Origin of the sequence: Streptomyces sennicomposti (genome assembly GCF_019890635.1) — a bacterium.
In the GTDB taxonomy this organism is placed as follows: domain Bacteria; phylum Actinomycetota; class Actinomycetes; order Streptomycetales; family Streptomycetaceae; genus Streptomyces; species Streptomyces sennicomposti.
This window is the reverse complement of record NZ_JAIOAB010000038.1, coordinates 1-16,899: the sequence shown is the minus strand read 5'-3', so window position 1 is coordinate 16,899 and position 16,899 is coordinate 1. Positions and strand designations below refer to the sequence as shown.

The 16,899-nt window shown below is 71.2% G+C and carries 17 protein-coding genes and 1 riboswitch; of the genes, 9 read left to right on the top strand and 8 right to left on the bottom strand.

Features of this window, described 5'->3' with window-relative positions; all coding sequences use genetic code 11:
• Nucleotides 1-153: 153 nt before the first annotated feature.
• From sdhC to K7787_RS20590, 7 genes are all read left to right on the top strand, one after another.
• The gene (gene sdhC, locus K7787_RS20620; protein ID WP_009190275.1) at nt 154-534 is read left to right on the top strand and encodes a succinate dehydrogenase, cytochrome b556 subunit; all 381 of its coding nucleotides are present in this window, start codon (nt 154-156) and stop codon (nt 532-534) included.
• Nucleotides 535-539: 5 nt separating this feature from the next.
• Nucleotides 540-1,022, top strand: coding sequence for a succinate dehydrogenase hydrophobic membrane anchor subunit (locus K7787_RS20615; protein ID WP_009190274.1), 483 nt, complete (start codon nt 540-542; stop codon nt 1,020-1,022).
• Nucleotides 1,023-1,045: 23 nt separating this feature from the next.
• A complete protein-coding gene (sdhA, locus tag K7787_RS20610) occupies nt 1,046-2,800 on the top strand; it encodes a succinate dehydrogenase flavoprotein subunit (RefSeq protein ID WP_009190273.1) in 1,755 nt (584 codons plus the stop codon).
• Nucleotides 2,800-3,579 carry a succinate dehydrogenase iron-sulfur subunit gene (locus K7787_RS20605; RefSeq protein ID WP_009190272.1) on the top strand — a complete coding sequence of 260 codons (780 nt, stop codon included), beginning with the start codon at nt 2,800-2,802 and terminating at the stop codon, nt 3,577-3,579. The genes sdhA and K7787_RS20605 overlap by 1 nt, the downstream gene beginning before the upstream one ends.
• Nucleotides 3,580-3,907: 328 nt before the next feature.
• Nucleotides 3,908-4,717 carry an alpha/beta fold hydrolase gene (locus K7787_RS20600; protein WP_043261202.1) on the top strand — a complete coding sequence of 270 codons (810 nt, stop codon included), beginning with the start codon at nt 3,908-3,910 and terminating at the stop codon, nt 4,715-4,717.
• A 251-nt stretch (nt 4,718-4,968) separates the two neighbouring features.
• A complete protein-coding gene (locus K7787_RS20595) occupies nt 4,969-5,379 on the top strand; it encodes a VOC family protein (RefSeq protein WP_009190269.1) in 411 nt (136 codons plus the stop codon).
• 30 nt (nt 5,380-5,409) lie between these two features.
• A complete protein-coding gene (locus K7787_RS20590; RefSeq protein ID WP_009190268.1) occupies nt 5,410-6,150 on the top strand; it encodes a TetR family transcriptional regulator in 741 nt (246 codons plus the stop codon).
• Here K7787_RS20590 and K7787_RS20585 read toward each other — a convergent pair.
• Entirely contained in the window at nt 6,137-7,693 is a 1,557-nt protein-coding gene (locus K7787_RS20585; protein ID WP_009190267.1) for an ABC transporter substrate-binding protein, read from the bottom strand. The genes K7787_RS20590 and K7787_RS20585 overlap by 14 nt on opposite strands.
• Before the next feature lie 278 nt (nt 7,694-7,971).
• Complete coding sequence (locus K7787_RS20580; RefSeq protein ID WP_019981627.1) at nt 7,972-8,211, bottom strand: SCO4848 family membrane protein; 240 nt, start codon at nt 8,209-8,211, stop codon at nt 7,972-7,974.
• A gap of 97 nt (nt 8,212-8,308) precedes the next feature.
• On the opposite strand from K7787_RS20580, the gene K7787_RS20575 reads away from it, so the two are divergent.
• Complete coding sequence (locus K7787_RS20575) at nt 8,309-9,592, top strand: D-alanyl-D-alanine carboxypeptidase family protein (protein WP_308036408.1); 1,284 nt, start codon at nt 8,309-8,311, stop codon at nt 9,590-9,592.
• On the opposite strand, the gene K7787_RS20570 is transcribed toward K7787_RS20575, so the two are convergent.
• Nucleotides 9,540-10,463 (bottom strand): YihY/virulence factor BrkB family protein, encoded by a 924-nt coding sequence (locus tag K7787_RS20570; RefSeq protein ID WP_223002491.1) that lies wholly within the window; start codon nt 10,461-10,463, stop codon nt 9,540-9,542. The two genes, K7787_RS20575 and K7787_RS20570, sit on opposite strands and share 53 nt — an antisense overlap.
• A gap of 85 nt (nt 10,464-10,548) precedes the next feature.
• On the opposite strand from K7787_RS20570, the gene dprE2 reads away from it, so the two are divergent.
• Nucleotides 10,549-11,307 (top strand): decaprenylphospho-beta-D-erythro-pentofuranosid-2-ulose 2-reductase, encoded by a 759-nt coding sequence (gene dprE2 / locus K7787_RS20565; RefSeq protein WP_223002490.1) that lies wholly within the window; start codon nt 10,549-10,551, stop codon nt 11,305-11,307.
• Nucleotides 11,308-11,551: 244 nt separating this feature from the next.
• Here the strand turns inward: dprE2 and K7787_RS20560 are convergent, their stop codons facing one another.
• The 5 genes from K7787_RS20560 to K7787_RS20540 all read right to left on the bottom strand — a co-directional run.
• Nucleotides 11,552-12,133, bottom strand: coding sequence for a 2'-5' RNA ligase family protein (locus K7787_RS20560; protein WP_009190262.1), 582 nt, complete (start codon nt 12,131-12,133; stop codon nt 11,552-11,554).
• Between the two features lie 220 nt (nt 12,134-12,353).
• The gene (gene trpS / locus K7787_RS20555; RefSeq protein WP_223002489.1) at nt 12,354-13,367 is read right to left on the bottom strand and encodes a tryptophan--tRNA ligase; all 1,014 of its coding nucleotides are present in this window, start codon (nt 13,365-13,367) and stop codon (nt 12,354-12,356) included.
• 416 nt (nt 13,368-13,783) lie between these two features.
• Complete coding sequence (locus tag K7787_RS20550; protein ID WP_223002488.1) at nt 13,784-15,229, bottom strand: glycine hydroxymethyltransferase; 1,446 nt, start codon at nt 15,227-15,229, stop codon at nt 13,784-13,786.
• 34 nt (nt 15,230-15,263) lie between these two features.
• Nucleotides 15,264-15,374, bottom strand: a riboswitch (ZMP/ZTP riboswitch).
• 57 nt (nt 15,375-15,431) lie between these two features.
• The gene (locus K7787_RS20545; protein WP_009190259.1) at nt 15,432-15,629 is read right to left on the bottom strand and encodes a hypothetical protein; all 198 of its coding nucleotides are present in this window, start codon (nt 15,627-15,629) and stop codon (nt 15,432-15,434) included.
• Between the two features lie 259 nt (nt 15,630-15,888).
• On the bottom strand, nt 15,889-16,899 hold a 1,011-nt coding region (locus tag K7787_RS20540; RefSeq protein ID WP_223002487.1), incomplete at its 5' end, for a glutathionylspermidine synthase family protein.

Genomic DNA, 16,899 nt, shown 5'->3' with positions numbered 1-16,899 from the left:
CACAGGCAGGCCCCCTGTAAGCAGCGCGGCGGCGCCTCGCTACGATGCTGGGGGCCGGTGGACCGTACCCGGCCGGGCCCGACCGACAGTGCGCATCCTTTTTGCTTACGCGTGGCGGCACGGCCCTAGTCCCCGCTCCCGGAGGGTTCTACCGTGCCGGCTGGAACGCTGTACCGCGGACGGGAAGGAATGTGGTCCTGGGTGGCTCACCGAGTCACCGGCGTCCTCATCTTCTTCTTCCTGTTCGTCCACGTGCTGGACACCGCACTCGTCCGCGTGTCTCCCGAGGACTACGACAAGGTCGTGTCCACGTACAAGACCCCGATCGTCGCGTGCCTGGAATACGGCCTCGTCGCCGCCATCCTCTTCCACGCGCTCAACGGCCTTCGTGTCATCGCCGTCGACTTCTGGGCCAAGGGCGCCCGCTACCAGAAGCAGATGCTCTGGACCGTCGTAGGCGTCTGGGTCGTGCTCATGATCGGGGCGATCTACCCCGTCCTCGGCCACGCCGCTCGAGTCGTCTTCGGGAGCTGACGCGCATGTCCACCACTGAATCCCCCGCTTCCGGCATCGGCCCGGTCGAGGGCGCCTCCGTCTACACCGTGGACAACCCGGCGCCGTTCATCGAGGCCCCCCGCAAGCGCACCAAGAAGACCCCGAAGTCGACCCGGGGCAACTTCGAGATGTACGGCTGGCTGTTCATGCGGCTGTCCGGCGTCGTACTGGTCGTCCTCGTCATCGGCCACCTGCTGATCCAGCTCGTGCTGGACGGCGGTGTCTCCAAGGTCGGCTTCGCCTTCGTCGCCGGCCGCTGGGCCTCCCCCTGGTGGCAGGTCTGGGACCTGCTGATGCTGTGGCTGGCCATGCTGCACGGCTGCAACGGCCTGCGTACCGTCATCAACGACTACGCGGAACGCGCCAACACGCGGCTGTGGCTGAAGGGCCTGCTCTACACCGCCACGGTGTGGACCATCCTGCTGGGCACGCTGGTGATCTTCACCTTCGACCCGAACATCCGATAGGCACGGGGCTGAGGCATCCACTGATGAAGATCCACAAGTACGACACCGTCATCGTCGGCGCCGGCGGCGCCGGTATGCGCGCCGCCATCGAGTCGACCAAGCGCAGCCGCACCGCCGTGCTGACCAAGCTGTACCCCACCCGCTCCCACACGGGCGCCGCGCAGGGCGGCATGGCCGCCGCGCTGGCCAACGTGGAGGAGGACAACTGGGAGTGGCACACCTTCGACACGGTCAAGGGCGGTGACTACCTGGTCGACCAGGACGCCGCCGAGATCCTGGCGAAGGAGGCCATCGACTCCGTCCTCGACCTGGAGAAGATGGGCCTGCCGTTCAACCGCACCCCGAACGGCACCATCGACCAGCGCCGCTTCGGCGGTCACTCGCGCAACCACGGCGAGGCCCCGGTCCGCCGCTCCTGCTACGCGGCCGACCGCACCGGCCACATGATCCTCCAGACGCTGTACCAGAACTGCGTCAAGGAGGGCGTGGAGTTCTTCAACGAGTTCTACGTCCTGGACCAGCTGATCACCGAGACCGACGGCGTCAAGAAGTCCGCCGGCGTGGTGGCCTACGAGCTGGCGACCGGCGAGATCCACGTCTTCCAGGCGAAGTCCGTGATCTACGCCTCCGGCGGCTGCGGCAAGTTCTTCAAGGTGACCTCCAACGCGCACACCCTGACCGGCGACGGCCAGGCCGCCGTGTACCGGCGCGGGCTGCCGCTGGAGGACATGGAGTTCTTCCAGTTCCACCCGACCGGCATCTGGCGCATGGGCATCCTGCTCACCGAGGGCGCCCGCGGCGAGGGCGGCATCCTGCGCAACAAGGACGGCGAGCGCTTCATGGAGAAGTACGCTCCCGTCATGAAGGACCTGGCGTCCCGTGACGTCGTGTCCCGCTCGATCTACACGGAGATCCGCGAGGGCCGCGGCTGCGGTCCCGAGGGCGACCACGTGTACCTCGACCTGACGCACCTGCCGCCGGAGCAGCTGGACGCCAAGCTGCCCGACATCACCGAGTTCGCGCGGACCTACCTCGGCATCGAGCCCTACACGGACCCGATCCCGATCCAGCCCACCGCGCACTACGCCATGGGCGGCATCCCGACCAACGTCGAGGGCGAGGTCCTGGCGGACAACACCACCGTCGTCCCGGGTCTGTACGCGGCCGGCGAGGTGGCCTGCGTGTCGGTGCACGGCGCCAACCGCCTGGGCACCAACTCGCTGCTGGACATCAACGTCTTCGGCAAGCGGGCCGGCATCGCCGCCGCCGAGTACGCGCAGCGCGCCGACTTCGTCGAGCTGCCCGAGGACCCGGCCTCCCTGGTCGTCGAGCAGATCGAGCGGCTGCGGTCCTCCACGGGCACCGAGCGGGTGGCGGAGCTGCGCCGCGAGCTGCAGGAGACCATGGACGCCAACGTCATGGTGTTCCGCACCGAGCAGACGATCAAGACGGCGGTCGAGAAGATCGCCGAGCTGCGCGAGCGCTACAAGAACGTGGCGATCCAGGACAAGGGCAAGCGGTTCAACACCGACCTCCTGGAAGCCATCGAGCTGGGCAACCTGCTGGACCTGGCCGAGGTCATGGCGGTCTCCGCCCTGGCCCGCAAGGAGTCCCGCGGCGGTCACTACCGCGAGGACTACCCGAACCGCGACGACGTCAACTTCATGCGCCACACCATGGCGTACCGCGAGGTCGGCGCCGACGGGTCCGAATCCATCCGTCTCGACTACAAGCCGGTCGTCCAGACCCGCTACCAGCCGATGGAGCGTAAGTACTGATGGCAACCCCTGTTCTGGACAAGGCGGACGCGGCCGGGCAGCCCGAGCCGGGATTCGCCGACTCCCCCTACATCACCGTCACCTTCCGCATCCGCCGGTTCAACCCGGAGGTCTCGGCGGACGCGGTCTGGGAAGACTTCCAGCTGGAGATCGACCCCAAGGAGCGCGTCCTCGACGGTCTGCACAAGATCAAGTGGGACCTGGACGGCACGCTGACGTTCCGCCGCTCCTGCGCGCACGGCATCTGCGGCTCGGACGCCATGCGGATCAACGGCAAGAACCGCCTCGCCTGCAAGACGCTGATCAAGGACATCAACCCCGAGAAGCCGATCACGGTCGAGCCCATCAAGGGCCTGACGGTCCTGAAGGACCTGGTCGTCGACATGGAGCCGTTCTTCCAGGCGTACCGGGACGTGATGCCCTTCCTGATCACGAAGGACACCAACGAGCCCACCCGGGAGCGGCTGCAGTCGGCCGAGGACCGGGCGCGCTTCGACGACACGACGAAGTGCATCCTGTGCGCGGCCTGCACCTCGTCCTGCCCGGTGTTCTGGAACGACGGCCAGTACTTCGGTCCGGCCGCCATCGTCAACGCCCACCGCTTCATCTTCGACAGCCGTGACGAGGCCGGTGAGCAGCGGCTGGAGATCCTGAACGACAAGGACGGCGTCTGGCGCTGCCGCACCACCTTCAACTGCACCGACGCCTGCCCGCGCGGCATCGAGGTGACGAAGGCGATCGCGGAGGTGAAGCGGGCGCTGATCACGCGCCGCTTCTGACCCCGGTCCCGCCTCCGGTACGTCCTCGAAGGGCCCCGCTCCTGGTGGATGCTGTCGGTTGATCCGACTCCTTGCTGCTTCGCCCCGTCGATCGTCTGGTCGGCGGGGCGAAGTGCTGCGAAGGGACTGGTGCGGGTGCGGGCTCGTGGTGTGCCGGTGAGGTGGGCGTCGAGGGGGTCTGTCAAACGAGCGGTGCGACTGGGGTGGTCGGGTTACTGGCGGGCCGCCGAGTCCCGCTCGCCGTGGAGACGGAAGCCTGGCGATGCTCGGCCCCGTGGACGACATTCGTACAAGACCGAGGGCCGGCAGCCCCGGCATCCTCCCGAGTATGGCTCTCTACGACGGTACGCATGTGCACGGGATGCACGTGGCCCACGACGGCCCGCGTCAGGCGCCGCCGCTGGTGCTCATCCACGGATCGGGGTCCTCGGGCAGCTCCTGGGGCCCGATGACGCCGGCACTGGCCAGCCGGTATCACGTCGTCCGGATCGACCTCCCGGGCCACGGTCAGTCCCCGCCCGCGCCGTCGTACGACGTGCCTGAGCAGGCGGCCAGGCTGGCCGAGGCGCTCGATGAGCTCGGCCTTCGTCCGGTCACCGTGGCCGGGCACTCCAGCGGCGGGTACATCGCCACCGCCCTCGCCGAACAGCGCCCGGACCTGGTGGGTTCGCTCGCGCTGATCAGCAGTGGTCCGAGTCCCGACGCGCTCCTTCCGCAGCCCGTCCTCCTTCGGGTCCTGATCGACCCGCCGATCGGCCCGCTTCTGTGGCGAGTCCGTTCCGACGCGATGCTCCGCCGGGGGGTGACCGCCGTGTGCAACCGCCCGGTGGACGTCCCGGACGACCTGGTCGCCGACGTACGGGGCATCGGTTACCGCACGTTCAGGACGGTGCTGCGCCACAACGGCGCGTACATCGCCGAGCGGAGCGTACCCGCGCGCCTGACCGCACTCGACGTCCCGGTTCTGGTGATCTTCGGCGCTGCCGACCCCCGCTGGGATCCGTCTTCGGCGCACCACTACGACACGGTGCCGAACGCGCGAGTCGAGCAGCTGCCCGATGTCGGGCACTTCCCCATGCTCGAAGCGCCGGAGGCGACCAGCGAGCTGCTGCTGCGCTTCGCAGCGACGGGCCGTTGACACCCATCGCCCGGCCTGGTGCTGTGAAGTCCACCGAATCACCGCCTGACTGGGCGTCGGTGGAGGTCGTCGTGCCCCGGCAACCGGGTCGGCTGCCGGGGGTCGGCATGGCCGGCTTCCGCCAGCGTGCTCCGGCGCGCGCGGCTCACCCCAAGGGGGCGCGGGGCGGGTGCGCCGGGCGGGTGACGCCGGGGGCGGTCGTGCGGGGTGTGCGCCGGGGCGGGGGCCCGGGCCGTACCTAATCTGATCGCATGTCAGATGACGAGTCGTACGAGCTGCTCGGGTTCGACAACGTGCTGCTGCCCGTCGGGGATCTCGACGAGGCCGTCCGCTTCTACGGGCGGGCCGGGTTCGAGGTGGCGTTCCGGCTGGACGAGGCCCGGATCGCGCTGCTGAAGGTCGGCGGCGAGACGCCGGGCATCCTGCTGCGGACGGAGGAGGCGCTCGGCCACCGCACGCCGCCGTGGCCCTCGCCGCGGATCTGGCTGGAGGTGCCGGACGCGCGGGCGGCGGCGCGGGAGCTGACCCGGGCCGGCATCGCGCTGCTGGACGAGCCGTCGGCGGTGGCCACCGGCTGGACGGTGGAGATCGCCGACCCGTGGGGCAACGTCCTCGGCTTCACCGACTACACCAAGCGCCCGGAGCTGGGCCGCCGGCCGTGAGCCCGAAGGGCCAGTGACTAGGCTCTCCCCGTGCCCGAGAAGAACATCAGCAAGTCCGAGCAGACGCGTGCCCTGATCCTGGAGACGGCCATGCGGCTGTTCCAGGAGCGCGGCTACGACAAGACGACCATGCGGGCCATCGCCAAGGAGGCCGGGGTCTCGGTCGGCAACGCGTACTACTACTTCGAGGGCAAGGAACACCTGATCCAGGGGTTCTACGACCGGATCGCCGCCGAGCACCAGGCGGCGGTGCGCGAGGTCCTGGACCGGGAGACCGATCTGGAGGCGCGGCTGGCCGGGGTGCTGAAGACCTGGCTGGACATCGCCACGCCGTACCACGAGTTCGCGGTGCAGTTCTTCAAGAACGCGGCCGACCCCGACAGCCCGCTCAGCCCGTTCTCCCCGGAGTCCGAGCACGCCCGCGAGGAGGCGATCAGCGTCCACCGGGAGGTGCTGCACGGGGCGCGGACGAAGGTGGCGCCGGAACTGCGCGAAGTGCTGCCGGAGTTGATGTGGCTGGCCCAGATGGGACTCGTCCTGTACTGGGTGTTCGACCGCACCGAGGGCCGTGAGCGCAGCTACCGGCTGGCCGAGCGGGGCGCCCGCCTCACCGCGCGGGGCGTCTCGCTGGCCCGCTTCCGGGTGCTCAGGCCGCTCGTCCTGGAGGTCCACGAGCTGTTCACGGACTTCCTGCCGGGGATGACGAAGGCGCTGCCGGACCCGGCGGCCAAGGGGCGGCCGCCGGGCGGGACGCCGGTCAGATCCAGGTGAGCTTCCACAGCCGGAAGACGCCCGTGCCGTCCGACAGGTACTGGCCGCCGCCGACGTCCTCGGTGGTGACGACGTACTCCTTCTGCTGCCACAGCGGGATCAGCGGCACGTCGTCGGCGACGTGCGCCTGGAGGCTGCGGAAGTCGGCGGCGACCCGGCTGCGGTCGGCGTAGCGGCGGCTGTCGGTGATGAGGCTGTCGACGTCCTTGTCGCTGTAGCCGGTGTTCATGCTGGAGCCGGTGCCGACGAGCGGGGCGCCGAAGGTGTCCGGGTCGGGGTAGTCGGCGACCCAGCCGACCGCCCAGGCGTCCAGCTTGCCGCTCGTGTACCGCTTCTGGAAGTCGGTCCACTCGTAGCCCTTGACGTCGACCTTGAACAGGCCGCTCGCCTCCAGCTGCTTCTTGATCAACGCGGCTTCCTCGGCGCCCGCGCCGCGGCCGGCGCCGTAGCCGTAGGTGAAGTGCACGGGGAGGGAGACGCCGGCCTGTTCGAGCAGGCCGCGGGCCTTCTTGGCGTTCTGCGCGGGGTAGGCGTCGAAGAACGACGTGGTGTGGCCGGTGAGTCCGGCCGGGATCAGCGAGTACAGCGGGTCGACGGTCCCGTCGTACACGTCGGAGGCCAGTTCCTCGCGGTTGAGCAGCCAGGCGATGGCGCGGCGGACGCGCACGTCGTGCAGCGGCGAGGAGTCATGGGTGTTGAGGTAGAGGTTGCGGGTCTCGGAGCTGTCGCTCTCCGAGACCCGCTGGTCGGGGTCGCTGGGGTTGAGCCCGGCGAGGACCTTGGGCGTCAGGGTGCGGGTGGCGACGTCGACGGTCTTGTTCTGCCAGGCCGCGTCGAGCGCCGTGCCGTCGTCGAAGTAGTGCAGTTCGACGGGCTTTCCGGTGCCGCCGACCGCCCCGTCGTAGGAGCCGTTGGGCTCCAGCGTGGCGGACTTGCCCTTGGTGTACCCGGTGAGCCGGTAGGGGCCGGTGCCGTCGACGTCGGTGCCGGAGCGCAGCGCGTCCTTGGGGTAGCGGGTGTGGTCGACGATAGAGCCGGCGCCGGTGGCCACCTTGAACGGGAAGGTGGCGTCCGGCGTGGTCAGGTGGAACGTCACGGTCATGCCGCTCGCGTCCACCGAGCCGAGGGTCTCGAAGAGGGACGCCGGGCCGACGTCGGAGTTGATCTTCTTGACCCGGTCGAAGGAGAACTTCACGTCCTCGGCGGTCATCGTCTGCCCGCTCGGGAACTTCAGGCCCTCGCGCAGCCGGCAGCGGTAGGTGCGCAGTCCGGTGTCCGTGAAGGCGCAGCTCTTGGCCGCGTCCGGGACGGGCGTGGCGCCGCTGGACTCGAAGGTCAGCAGCGACTGGAAGACGTTGCTGTACAGGGCCCAGGAACCGGCGTCGTAGGCGCCGGCCGGGTCGAGCGAGGTGACCGCGTCCGTGGTGCCGACGGTGATCGCCTTGTCGTCGTCGCCGTCGGAGGGGAGCAGTTGCCAGACGCCCACGCCCACGATCGCCAGTACGAGCAGCGCCAAAAGAATCCGTATGCGAACCGACCGCATCGGTGATGTCCTCCCCGGGCCCGCCCCGGGCCGTCCGTGCATATGCCACACACGCGAGTGGCGCGGCCACCTAATCACACGTGTTTCGCCTGGGGGAAGAGGATTCTGGAGAGGATGAGAAGACGTTATGAAGAAGCGTATCCAGTTCGTTTCACAGGAAGTCCCCAGGCAGCCCTGAGGACTTGATGAAATGGGCGGAATATCGCTTTTGTCAGTCTTCTCGTCCCCGGTCCTGTGCGCTCCTGCGCGCGCCCGGAGGGGAGTTGACGGCCTGCGGGCTATGACGTCCGGCGCAGTGCGCGCAGTCCGCGCAACCCCAGGACCCCGATGACCGTCCCCCATACGAAGGAGACGACGGCCAGCGCGAGATGCACCCAGAAGTACGCCGTGGGGTGCCCGTCGTCGAACGCGAGCCCGCTGCCGTCCTTGACGAGATTCTTGACGAAAGTGATCCAGATGATCCAGCTCCACACCCCGAAGGCGAGCAGGAACCAGGAGACCGGGCGGCTGAGCTTCATGCCTTCAGTATCGCTGCCGGGCGCCCGGGGCCGGGCCGGGGGTGGAACCGGGGACTCGGGCGCGGCCCCGGCGGGCGCGGCAGGTACGTTTCCGGGCGTGCCCGCACCCCACAAGACCGCCAGGCGCACCCTGCTGGTCGCCTCCGCCGCCCTGCTGTCCGTGTCGCTGACCGCGCCCGCCGCCCTCGCCGCGCCGAGCCCGAAGACGAGCAAGCCGGCCGCTCCCCCGGCCCGTATGTCCACCGTGGGCGGCGCCCGCCTCGGCCAGGCCGGCACCCAGGTGAACCTGGCGGCCGGAGTGCCGGTGCTGCCCAAGGACCTCACCGCGCGCTCCTGGATCGTCGCCGACGCCGAGTCCGGGCAGGTGCTCGCCGCGCACAACGCGCACTGGCGGCTGCCCCCGGCCAGCACCCTGAAGATGCTGTTCGCCGACACCGTCCTGCCGAAGTTCCCGGCGACCCAGCAGCACAAGGTGGTGGCGAGCGACCTGGCCGGGATCGGCGAGAACTCCAGCATGGTCGGCATAAAGGAGAACGAGAGCTACTCCGTGCGCGACCTGTGGCTCGGCGTCTTCCTGCGCTCGGGCAACGACGCCGTGCACGTGCTGTCCGCGATGAACGGCGGCGTCGCCCAGACGGTGGCGGACATGAACGCGCACGCCCAGGACCTCCAGGCGCTCGACACCCAGGTGGTCAGCCCCGACGGCTACGACGCGCCGAACCAGGTCTCCTCCGCCTACGACCTCACCCTGTTCGCCCGCTCCGGGCTGCAGAAGAAGGACTTCCGCACCTACTGCTCGACCGTGCGGGCCCAGTTCCCCGGCGAGACCAAGAAGGACAAGAAGGGGAAGAGCACCCGCACGTCCTTCGAGATCCAGAACACCGACCGGCTGCTCAGCGGCGACTACGACATCTCCGTGTACCCGGGCATCGCGGGCGTGAAGAACGGCAACACCACCAACGCCGGCGCCACCTTCACGGGCGTCGCCGAACGCGGCGGCCGGGTGCTGCTCGTGACCGTGATGAACCCGGAGAAGAAGGACCACAACGAGGTCTACCGGGAGACCGCCAAGCTCTTCGACTGGGGCTTCACGGCGGCCGGCAAGGTGCGGCCGGTCGGCGAACTGGTGCCGCCCAAGGGCGCCGGACCGGCCGGCGGCGCCACACCGGGCGCGACTGCCGCGGCCGGACAGGCGGGCGGCGGCCAGGGCGGTTCGTCGGCCCGGCCGGTGGCGAGCGCCACGACGGGCGGCGGCTCCCGCGGCATGGGCACCGCCCTCGGCATCGCCGGCGGTGCGGTCGTCCTGCTCGCGGCCGCCGCCTTCCTGGTCAACCGGCGCTGGCCACTGCCGGACCTGGTGCGCCGCCGCCCCCGTCCCTGACCGCCCCCGCCCCGCCCGGGTCCGCCTTGCTGCCGGTCGCCGTCCAGGCCGCGCAGTACAGCACCAGCTTGCAGGTGAAGTTGATCCACAGCAGCAGGGCGACCGGGACGCCGAACGCGCCGTACATGTTCTTCGCCGCCACGCCCTGGATGTAGCCGCTCAGCAGGAGCTTGAGCAGCTCGAAGCCGACCGCGCCGACCAGCGCGGCGACCAGCAGCCGGCGGCGGGGCGGCTCGACGCCGGGCAGCAGCGTCAGGACGTACAAAAGCACCAGGAAGTCCGCCAGGACGGCGACGACGAACGCGGCGACGCGCAACACCACGCTGCCCCAGCCGTGTTCGTCCAGGCCGATCTGGCGCGACACCCAGCCCACGGCGGCCGAGGCGACGGCGGAGGCGGCGAAGGTGACCAGCACCGCGCCGCCGAGGCCGACGAGGACGCCCGCGTCCTTCAGCCGGGCCAGGATCGGGTTCTCGTCCGGGTCGGCCAGCTCCCACACCGCGCGCAGGCAGTCGCGCACCTGGCCCACCCAGTTGACGCCGGTCAGCAGCAGCACGGCGCCGGCGATGATCCCGACCGTGCCGGCGTTCTGCGCCAGGGAGGCGATGTCGAGTTCGTTGCCGAGCCCCGGGAACTGCTGGGCGATCTTGCCCTCCAGGGTGCGCTGCTGGGCCCCGCTGAGGGTCGCGGCGCCGACCGCGGCGGCCACCGTCAGCAGCGGGAAGAGCGCGACGAAGCTGACGAACGTCATGGCGGCGGCCAGCCGCGTCCACTTCACCCGGTCCAGGCGCTCGTACGACCGCCACGCGTGCGTGAGCATCAGCCGCGCCAGCCAGGGGCCGACGACCGGGAGCCTCTTCAGCCAGTCCATGATCCGACCGTTCCCCCTCAACGCACGCGTCAACACAGCGTTTCTGCGACAAACCGCGCATAACCGGACGATACAGTCGGCTGCCGTGAAGAACGCCTCCGGTCCCGCCCGTCTCCCCCGGTCCCTGCTCGTCCTCGGCGGCACGTCCCAGATCGCGCTGGCCACCGCCCGCCGGCTCATCGCGCGCCGCATCCGCACGGTCTGGCTGGCGGCCCGGGCCTCGCCCGAACTGGCCGAGGCCGCCGCGCACTTGCGCACCCTCGGCGCCGAGGTGCGCACCGTCGACTTCGACGCGCTGGACACCGGCGACCACGAGAGGGCGCTCGGCAAGGTGTTCGCCGAGGGCGGGATCGACATGGTCCTGCTGGCCTTCGGCATCCACGGCGACCAGGCCTACGACGAGCGCGACCCGCCGGCCGCGGTGCGCCTCGCGCAGACCAACTACACGGGGGCGGTCTCCGCCGGGCTGATCGCGGGGCGGCTGCTGCAACAGCAGGGTTACGGCTCGCTGGTCGTGCTGTCGGCCGCCGCCGCCGAGCGGGCCCGCCGCTCCGACTTCCTCTACGGCTCCAGCAAGGCCGGCCTGGACGTGTTCGCACAGGGCCTCGGCGACGCCCTGTACGGCACGGGCGTGCACGTCATGGTCGTCCGCCCCGACATCGTGCGCCCGGGCTCCGCCCGCCGGACGCCGCTGCTCGCCTGCACTCCGGAGGAGGTCGCCACGGCCGTCGAGCTGGGGCTGCGGCGGCGCTCGGAGAGCGTGTGGGTGCCGGGGGCGCTGCGCGTGGTGACGGCGGCGCTGCGGCATCTGCCACGGGCGCTGTACCGGCGGCTGCCGCTGTAGGGACGGCTGCCGCTGTGGAGGCGGCAGCCGCTGCGAGGACGACAGCCGCTGTGGAGGCGGCTGCCGCTGTGGGGACGGCTGCCGCTGCAGGGACGGCTTCCGCTGTAGGGGGCAGCCGCTGTGAGGACGACAGCCACTGTGGAGGCGGCTGCCGCTGTGGGGGCGGGGCTGCCGTCGCGAGGGTGCGGGCCGGGGGCCGCCTGCCGCGCGGGGGTTCCTCGGCGGGCGGGGAGGCTGCGGGGGCTCAGCGGGCCGGGAGCGTGCCGTGGTCGGCGGGGGCCGCCTGGGGCGGGACCGTGCCGTGGCCGCCGAAGGCGAACTCGCGCAGCTTGTGCCACACCCCGGCCGCGTCCTGCCGGTGGAGGGCGAAGCCGGTGCAGGGCCACTCGGCCCGGTAGCCGGCCAGCTCCTTCTGGGCGCGGTCCATCGCCGCCTCGTCGATGCCGTGCGCCACCGTGACGTGCGGGTGGTAGGGGAACTGGAGTTCGCGCGCCAGCGGCCCGGAGGCGGCCCGGACCCGCTGCTGGAGCCGGGTGCACTCCTCGGCGCCCGCGACGACCCGGACGTACACCACCGGCGACAGCGGCCGGAAGGTGTCCGTGCCCGACAGCCGCATCGTGAAGGGCCGTCCGGCGGTGGCCACCTCGGTCAGATGGGCCTCGACGGCGGGCAGCTCGGCGGCCTCCACCTCGGTCGGCGGCAGCAGCGTGACATGCGTGGGGATGCTGTGAGCCGCGGCGTCACCGAAGCCCGCGCGCCGCTCCTGGAGCAGGCTGCCGTGAGGCTCCGGGACCGCGATCGACACGCCGATCGTTACGGTCCCCACGTCGTCTCCTGTCGTCGTACCGATGGTCTGTCGTCGTACCGGGCGCCGTCTCCCGCCGCGCACCCGGCCGTTTCGCCCCGACCGTTCGGGTCCCGGCCGTTTCGTCCGGCCGTCCGGCTTCCGACTGTACGGCCACGGGCGCGCCGGCGGCAGGCGCGGCGGCAGTGATGTGCAGCGCTCTGCGCGGGCCGCCGGGCGAGCGGTGGTGCGCCCGGGCGGATCAGTGCTTGGCGGGCAGGAAGCCCACCTTCGCGTACGCCTGGGCGAGGGTCTCCGCGGCGACCGTACGCGCCTTCTCCGCGCCCTTGGCCAGGATCGAGTCCAGCGTCTCCGGGTCGTCCAGGTACTGCTGGGTCTGCTCCCTGAACGGCGTCACGAACTCGACCATGATCTCGGCAAGGTCCGTCTTGAGCGCACCGTAGCCCTTGCCGGCGTACTTCTCCTCCAGTTCGCCGATACCCGTGCCCGTGAGGGTGGAGTAGATCGTGAGGAGGTTGCTGACGCCGGCCTTGGTCTCCGGGTCGTAGCGGATCACGGTGTCCGTGTCGGTGACCGCGCTCTTCACCTTCTTCGCGGTGGCCTTCGGGTCGTCCAGCAGGTTGATGAGGCCCTTCGGCGTGGACGCCGACTTGCTCATCTTGGCGGTCGGCTCCTGGAGGTCGTAGATCTTCGCCGTCTCCTTGAGGATGTACGCCTTGGGGACGGTGAAGGTGTCGCCGTAGCGGCCGTTGAAGCGCTCGGCCAGGTCGCGGGTCAGCTCGATGTGCTGGCGCTGGTCCTCGCCCACCGGCACCTCGTGCGCCTGGTAGAGCAGGATGTCGGCGACCTGCAGGATCGGGTACGTGAACAGGCCGACGGAGGTGCGGTCGGCGCCCTGCTTGGCGGACTTGTCCTTGAACTGGGTCATCCGGCCGGCCTCGCCGAAGCCGGTGAGGCAGTTCATCACCCAGGCGAGCTGGGCGTGCTCGGGCACATGGCTCTGGACGAACAGCGTGCAGCGGTCCGGGTCCAGCCCGGCGGCCAAGAGCTGGGCGGCGGCCACCCGGGTGTTGGCGCGCAGCTCGGCCGGGTCCTGCGCGACCGTGATCGCGTGCAGGTCGGCGAGCATGTAGAACGCGTCGTGGCTCTCCTGCAGGGACACCCACTGGCGTACGGCGCCGAGGTAGTTGCCGAGGTGGAACGAGCCTGCGGTGGGCTGGATTCCGGAGAGCACGCGAGGTCGATCAGTGGCCATGCTCACCATTCTCTCATTGACCGCCGCCCCCGCCGGGCCGGGTTTCCGCCCGCGAAGGCGGACGGGCACGGGACGGGGCCGGCCGCCGGGCGGGAGGCCAGGCGGTGCCGCCGGGTGGTGCCGCCGGGCGGTACGGCCGAGCGAGGCCGCCGGGCGGCGGCGCGGCCGGTGCGGCCGGTGCGGCCGGTGCGGCCGGGCGGCCGGTGCGGCCGGACCGTGCAGCCGGGGCGCGCGGCCGGACGCGCCGCGCGCCCCGGCTGACCGCCGGGGTGGCGGTCCGCCGGGGTGGCGGACCGCCGGGGTGGCGGACCGCCGCGCGCGGAGGCCGGGGCGGGTCGGCCCCGGGCCGGTCTCCGGGGGGCGGGGACTCGGCCCGGGTCGGTCGCCGCGGAGGCCGGGGGTTCGGGGCCGGGGGCTCAGCCGAGGTCGATCTCCGGGTAGAGCGGGAAGGCGGCGACCAGGTCCGTGGCCCGCTGGGAGATCTCGTCCGCGATCTTCGGGTCGAGGACGTGCTGCGCCTTGGACGGCGCGCCCTTGCCGGTGATGCCGGGCTCGGTGGTGGTCAGGACGCGGTCGATCAGGCCGGCCACCTCGTCCATCTCGGCGGCGCCGAGGCCGCGGGTGGTCAGCGCCGGGGTGCCGACGCGGATGCCGGAGGTGTACCAGGCGCCGTTCGGGTCGGCCGGGATGGCGTTGCGGTTGGTGACGATGCCGGAGTCCAGCAGCGCGGCCTCGGCCTGGCGGCCGGTGAGACCGTAGGAGGAGGCCACGTCGATCAGGTTGAGGTGGTTGTCCGTGCCCCCGGTGACCAGAGTGGCGCCACGGCGCGTCAGGCCCTCGGCGAGCGCGCGGGAGTTGTCCACGATCCGCCGGGCGTAGTCCTGGAAGGCGGGCTGCCGGGCCTCGGCCAGGGCGACGGCCTTGGCGGCCATGACGTGCGGCAGCGGACCGCCGAGCACCATCGGGCAGCCGCGGTCCACCTGGTCCTTGAGCGAGTCGTCGCACAGCACCATGCCGCCGCGCGGGCCGCGCAGCGACTTGTGGGTGGTGGTGGTGACGATCTGCGCGTGCGGCACCGGGTCGAAGTCGCCGGTGAGGACCTTGCCGGCGACCAGGCCCGCGAAGTGCGCCATGTCCACCATCAGCGTGGCGCCGACCTCGTCGGCGATCTCGCGCATGATCCGGAAGTTCACCAGCCGGGGGTAGGCCGAGTAGCCCGCCACGAGGATCAGCGGCTTGAACTCGCGGGCCTGGGCGCGCAGCGCGTCGTAGTCGATCAGGCCGGTGGCCGGGTCGGTGCCGTAGGAGCGCTGGTCGAACATCTTGCCGGAGATGTTCGGGCGGAAGCCGTGGGTGAGGTGGCCGCCGGCGTCCAGGGACATGCCCAGCATGCGCTGGTTGCCGAACGCCTGGCGCAGCTCGGCCCAGTCGGCCTCGGAGAGGTCGTTGATCTGGCGGACGCCGGTCTTCCGCAGGAAGGGCGCCTCGACGCGGTCGGCGAGGACGGCCCAGAAGGCGACGAGGTTGGCGTCGATGCCCGAGTGCGGCTGGACGTAGGCGTGGCGGGCGCCGAACAGCTCCTTGGCGTGCTCGGCGGCCAGCGACTCGACGGTGTCCACGTTGCGGCAGCCGGCGTAGAAGCGGCGGCCGACGGTGCCCTCGGCGTACTTGTCGCTGAACCAGTTGCCCATCGCGAGGAGGGTGGCCGGGGAGGCGTAGTTCTCCGAGGCGATCAGCTTGAGCATCTCGCGCTGGTCGGCGACCTCCTGGCCGATGGCGTCGGCGACGCGCGGCTCGACGGCGCGGATCACGTCGAGTGCGGCGCGGAAGGCGGTGGACTCGGTGGAGAGGGGCGCAGACATCTCTAGGACCTCCGGACGTGGCGTTCGGCGTTCACGGTACGGCCCAGGCGCACGGCACAGTTCATTCGCCGGGCCGCTCCCCGATGGTCCGTCCCATCCTCGGACCCCCTGGTCGGGGTCCAGCGCGCCAGTCACGGCCCGCCGCCAGCCTACCGGGCGCCGCGCGCCGCCCGGTGCGGCCGTCCACCATACGAGCACCTGCTCAGGCGCCGTCGTCCCCGGTCAGACGCCACCGGCCGACCTCCCGGTAGGCGGAGTCGTACACCGCCGAGCCGTCGCCGGGCCGCAGGGCGTAGTGGTGCAGGTTGCCGCCCCAGTAGCGCAGGATCCGGCCCAGCTCGGCCGCCTTCTCCTCGGCGGGCCGCGCGTCGTCCACGGTGATCTCCAGCAGGAACTTCACGTCCGTCGTCTCCCATCAGGCCCCATCAGCCCCATCAGGCCTCATCGGGCTTCATCAGGCCTCATCGGGCGGGCAGGGTCGCGGAGGCTGTGACCTCCATCGGCCTGGGTTTCCATTGTTTCATTGAGCTGCCCTTTGAGACTTTGTGTCGTTCTTTGGCCGGTGTGGGCGCGTAGTGGCTCCCGGAAGTCTCAAAGCGCGGCGAGGGGCGGTCTCCCGGTGGGAGACCGCCCCTCGCGGGAGCGCAGGGCCGGACGGCTCAGAGGATGACGTGCGGGAGGAAGCGCGCGTACTCGTCGGTGATCAGGCCGGACGACTCGCGGATGCCGAGCCCGGCGGACTCGTCCCCGACGACCCAGGCGCCGAGGACGACGTGGTTGCCGTCGAAGGCGGGCAGCGGGGCGAGGGCCTGGTAGCAGCAGGGCTCGTCGCGCACGGCCGGGCCGGCGCCCGGCTCGTGCACGGTCACTCCCGCGCCCTCCCGGCCGAGCAGCGGCTTGGCGACGTAGCCGGGGCCGGCCGCCAGTTCGCGCGGGCCGTCCAGATAGGCGGGGAGCAGGTTGGGGTGGCCCGGGTACAGCTCCCACAGGATCGCCAGCAGCGCCTTGTTGCTGAGCAGCATCTTCCAGGCGGGCTCGATCCACAGGGTGGAGCCGGTGCCGCCGCCGTTGTCGAGGGTGTCCAGGACGTGGTCGGCGAAGCGGTCGGTGGTCAGCCACTCCCAGGGGTAGAGCTTGAAGATCGCCCGGATGAACCGCAGGCCGTTGTCGACGAACCGGCCGGACAGCGGGTCCCAGCCGATCTCCTCCATGGAGATCCAGTCGGTGGCCAGTCCGGCCTGCTCGGCGGTCTCCTTGAGGTAGGCGACCGTCATCAGATCCTCGCCGAGTTCGTCGTCGGCGGAGTGCGCGAAGTGCAGCGGACTGCCCGGCGGGAGGAGAGGGGCCTGCTTGCGCCAGGCGGCGACGAGGCGTTCGTGCAGGGAGTTCCACTGGTCGGCGCCGGGGAAGCGGTCCTCCATCCAGAACCACTGCGGCGAGGCCGCCTCCACCAGCGAGGTGGGGGTGTCGGCGTTGTACTCCAGCATCTTCGCCGGCCCCGTGCCGTCGTAGCGCAGGTCGAACCTGCCGTAGACGGAGGGGAGTTCGGCGCGGCGGTGCCAGGCCTCGGCGACCGCCCCGGCGACGTGCGGGTCGGTGATGCCGAGGTCGGCGAAGCGGCCGGCGGTGACGATGTGGTCGGCCGCGGCCAGGCACATGCGGTGCAGTTC

What these genes read in the sequence shown, in the direction of transcription:
- K7787_RS20550 (WP_223002488.1), bottom strand. Translation starts at nt 15,229, where the DNA reads ATGTCTGCGCCCCTCTCCACCGAGTCCACCGCCTTCCGCGCCGCACTC.
- trpS (WP_223002489.1), bottom strand. Translation starts at nt 13,367, where the DNA reads ATGGCCACTGATCGACCTCGCGTGCTCTCCGGAATCCAGCCCACCGCA.
- K7787_RS20570 (WP_223002491.1), bottom strand. Translation starts at nt 10,463, where the DNA reads ATGGACTGGCTGAAGAGGCTCCCGGTCGTCGGCCCCTGGCTGGCGCGG.
- K7787_RS20585 (WP_009190267.1), bottom strand. Translation starts at nt 7,693, where the DNA reads ATGCGGTCGGTTCGCATACGGATTCTTTTGGCGCTGCTCGTACTGGCG.
- sdhA (WP_009190273.1), top strand. Translation starts at nt 1,046, where the DNA reads ATGAAGATCCACAAGTACGACACCGTCATCGTCGGCGCCGGCGGCGCC.
- K7787_RS20595 (WP_009190269.1), top strand. Translation starts at nt 4,969, where the DNA reads ATGTCAGATGACGAGTCGTACGAGCTGCTCGGGTTCGACAACGTGCTG.
- K7787_RS20615 (WP_009190274.1), top strand. Translation starts at nt 540, where the DNA reads ATGTCCACCACTGAATCCCCCGCTTCCGGCATCGGCCCGGTCGAGGGC.
- K7787_RS20580 (WP_019981627.1), bottom strand. Translation starts at nt 8,211, where the DNA reads ATGAAGCTCAGCCGCCCGGTCTCCTGGTTCCTGCTCGCCTTCGGGGTG.
- K7787_RS20605 (WP_009190272.1), top strand. Translation starts at nt 2,800, where the DNA reads ATGGCAACCCCTGTTCTGGACAAGGCGGACGCGGCCGGGCAGCCCGAG.
- K7787_RS20600 (WP_043261202.1), top strand. Translation starts at nt 3,908, where the DNA reads ATGGCTCTCTACGACGGTACGCATGTGCACGGGATGCACGTGGCCCAC.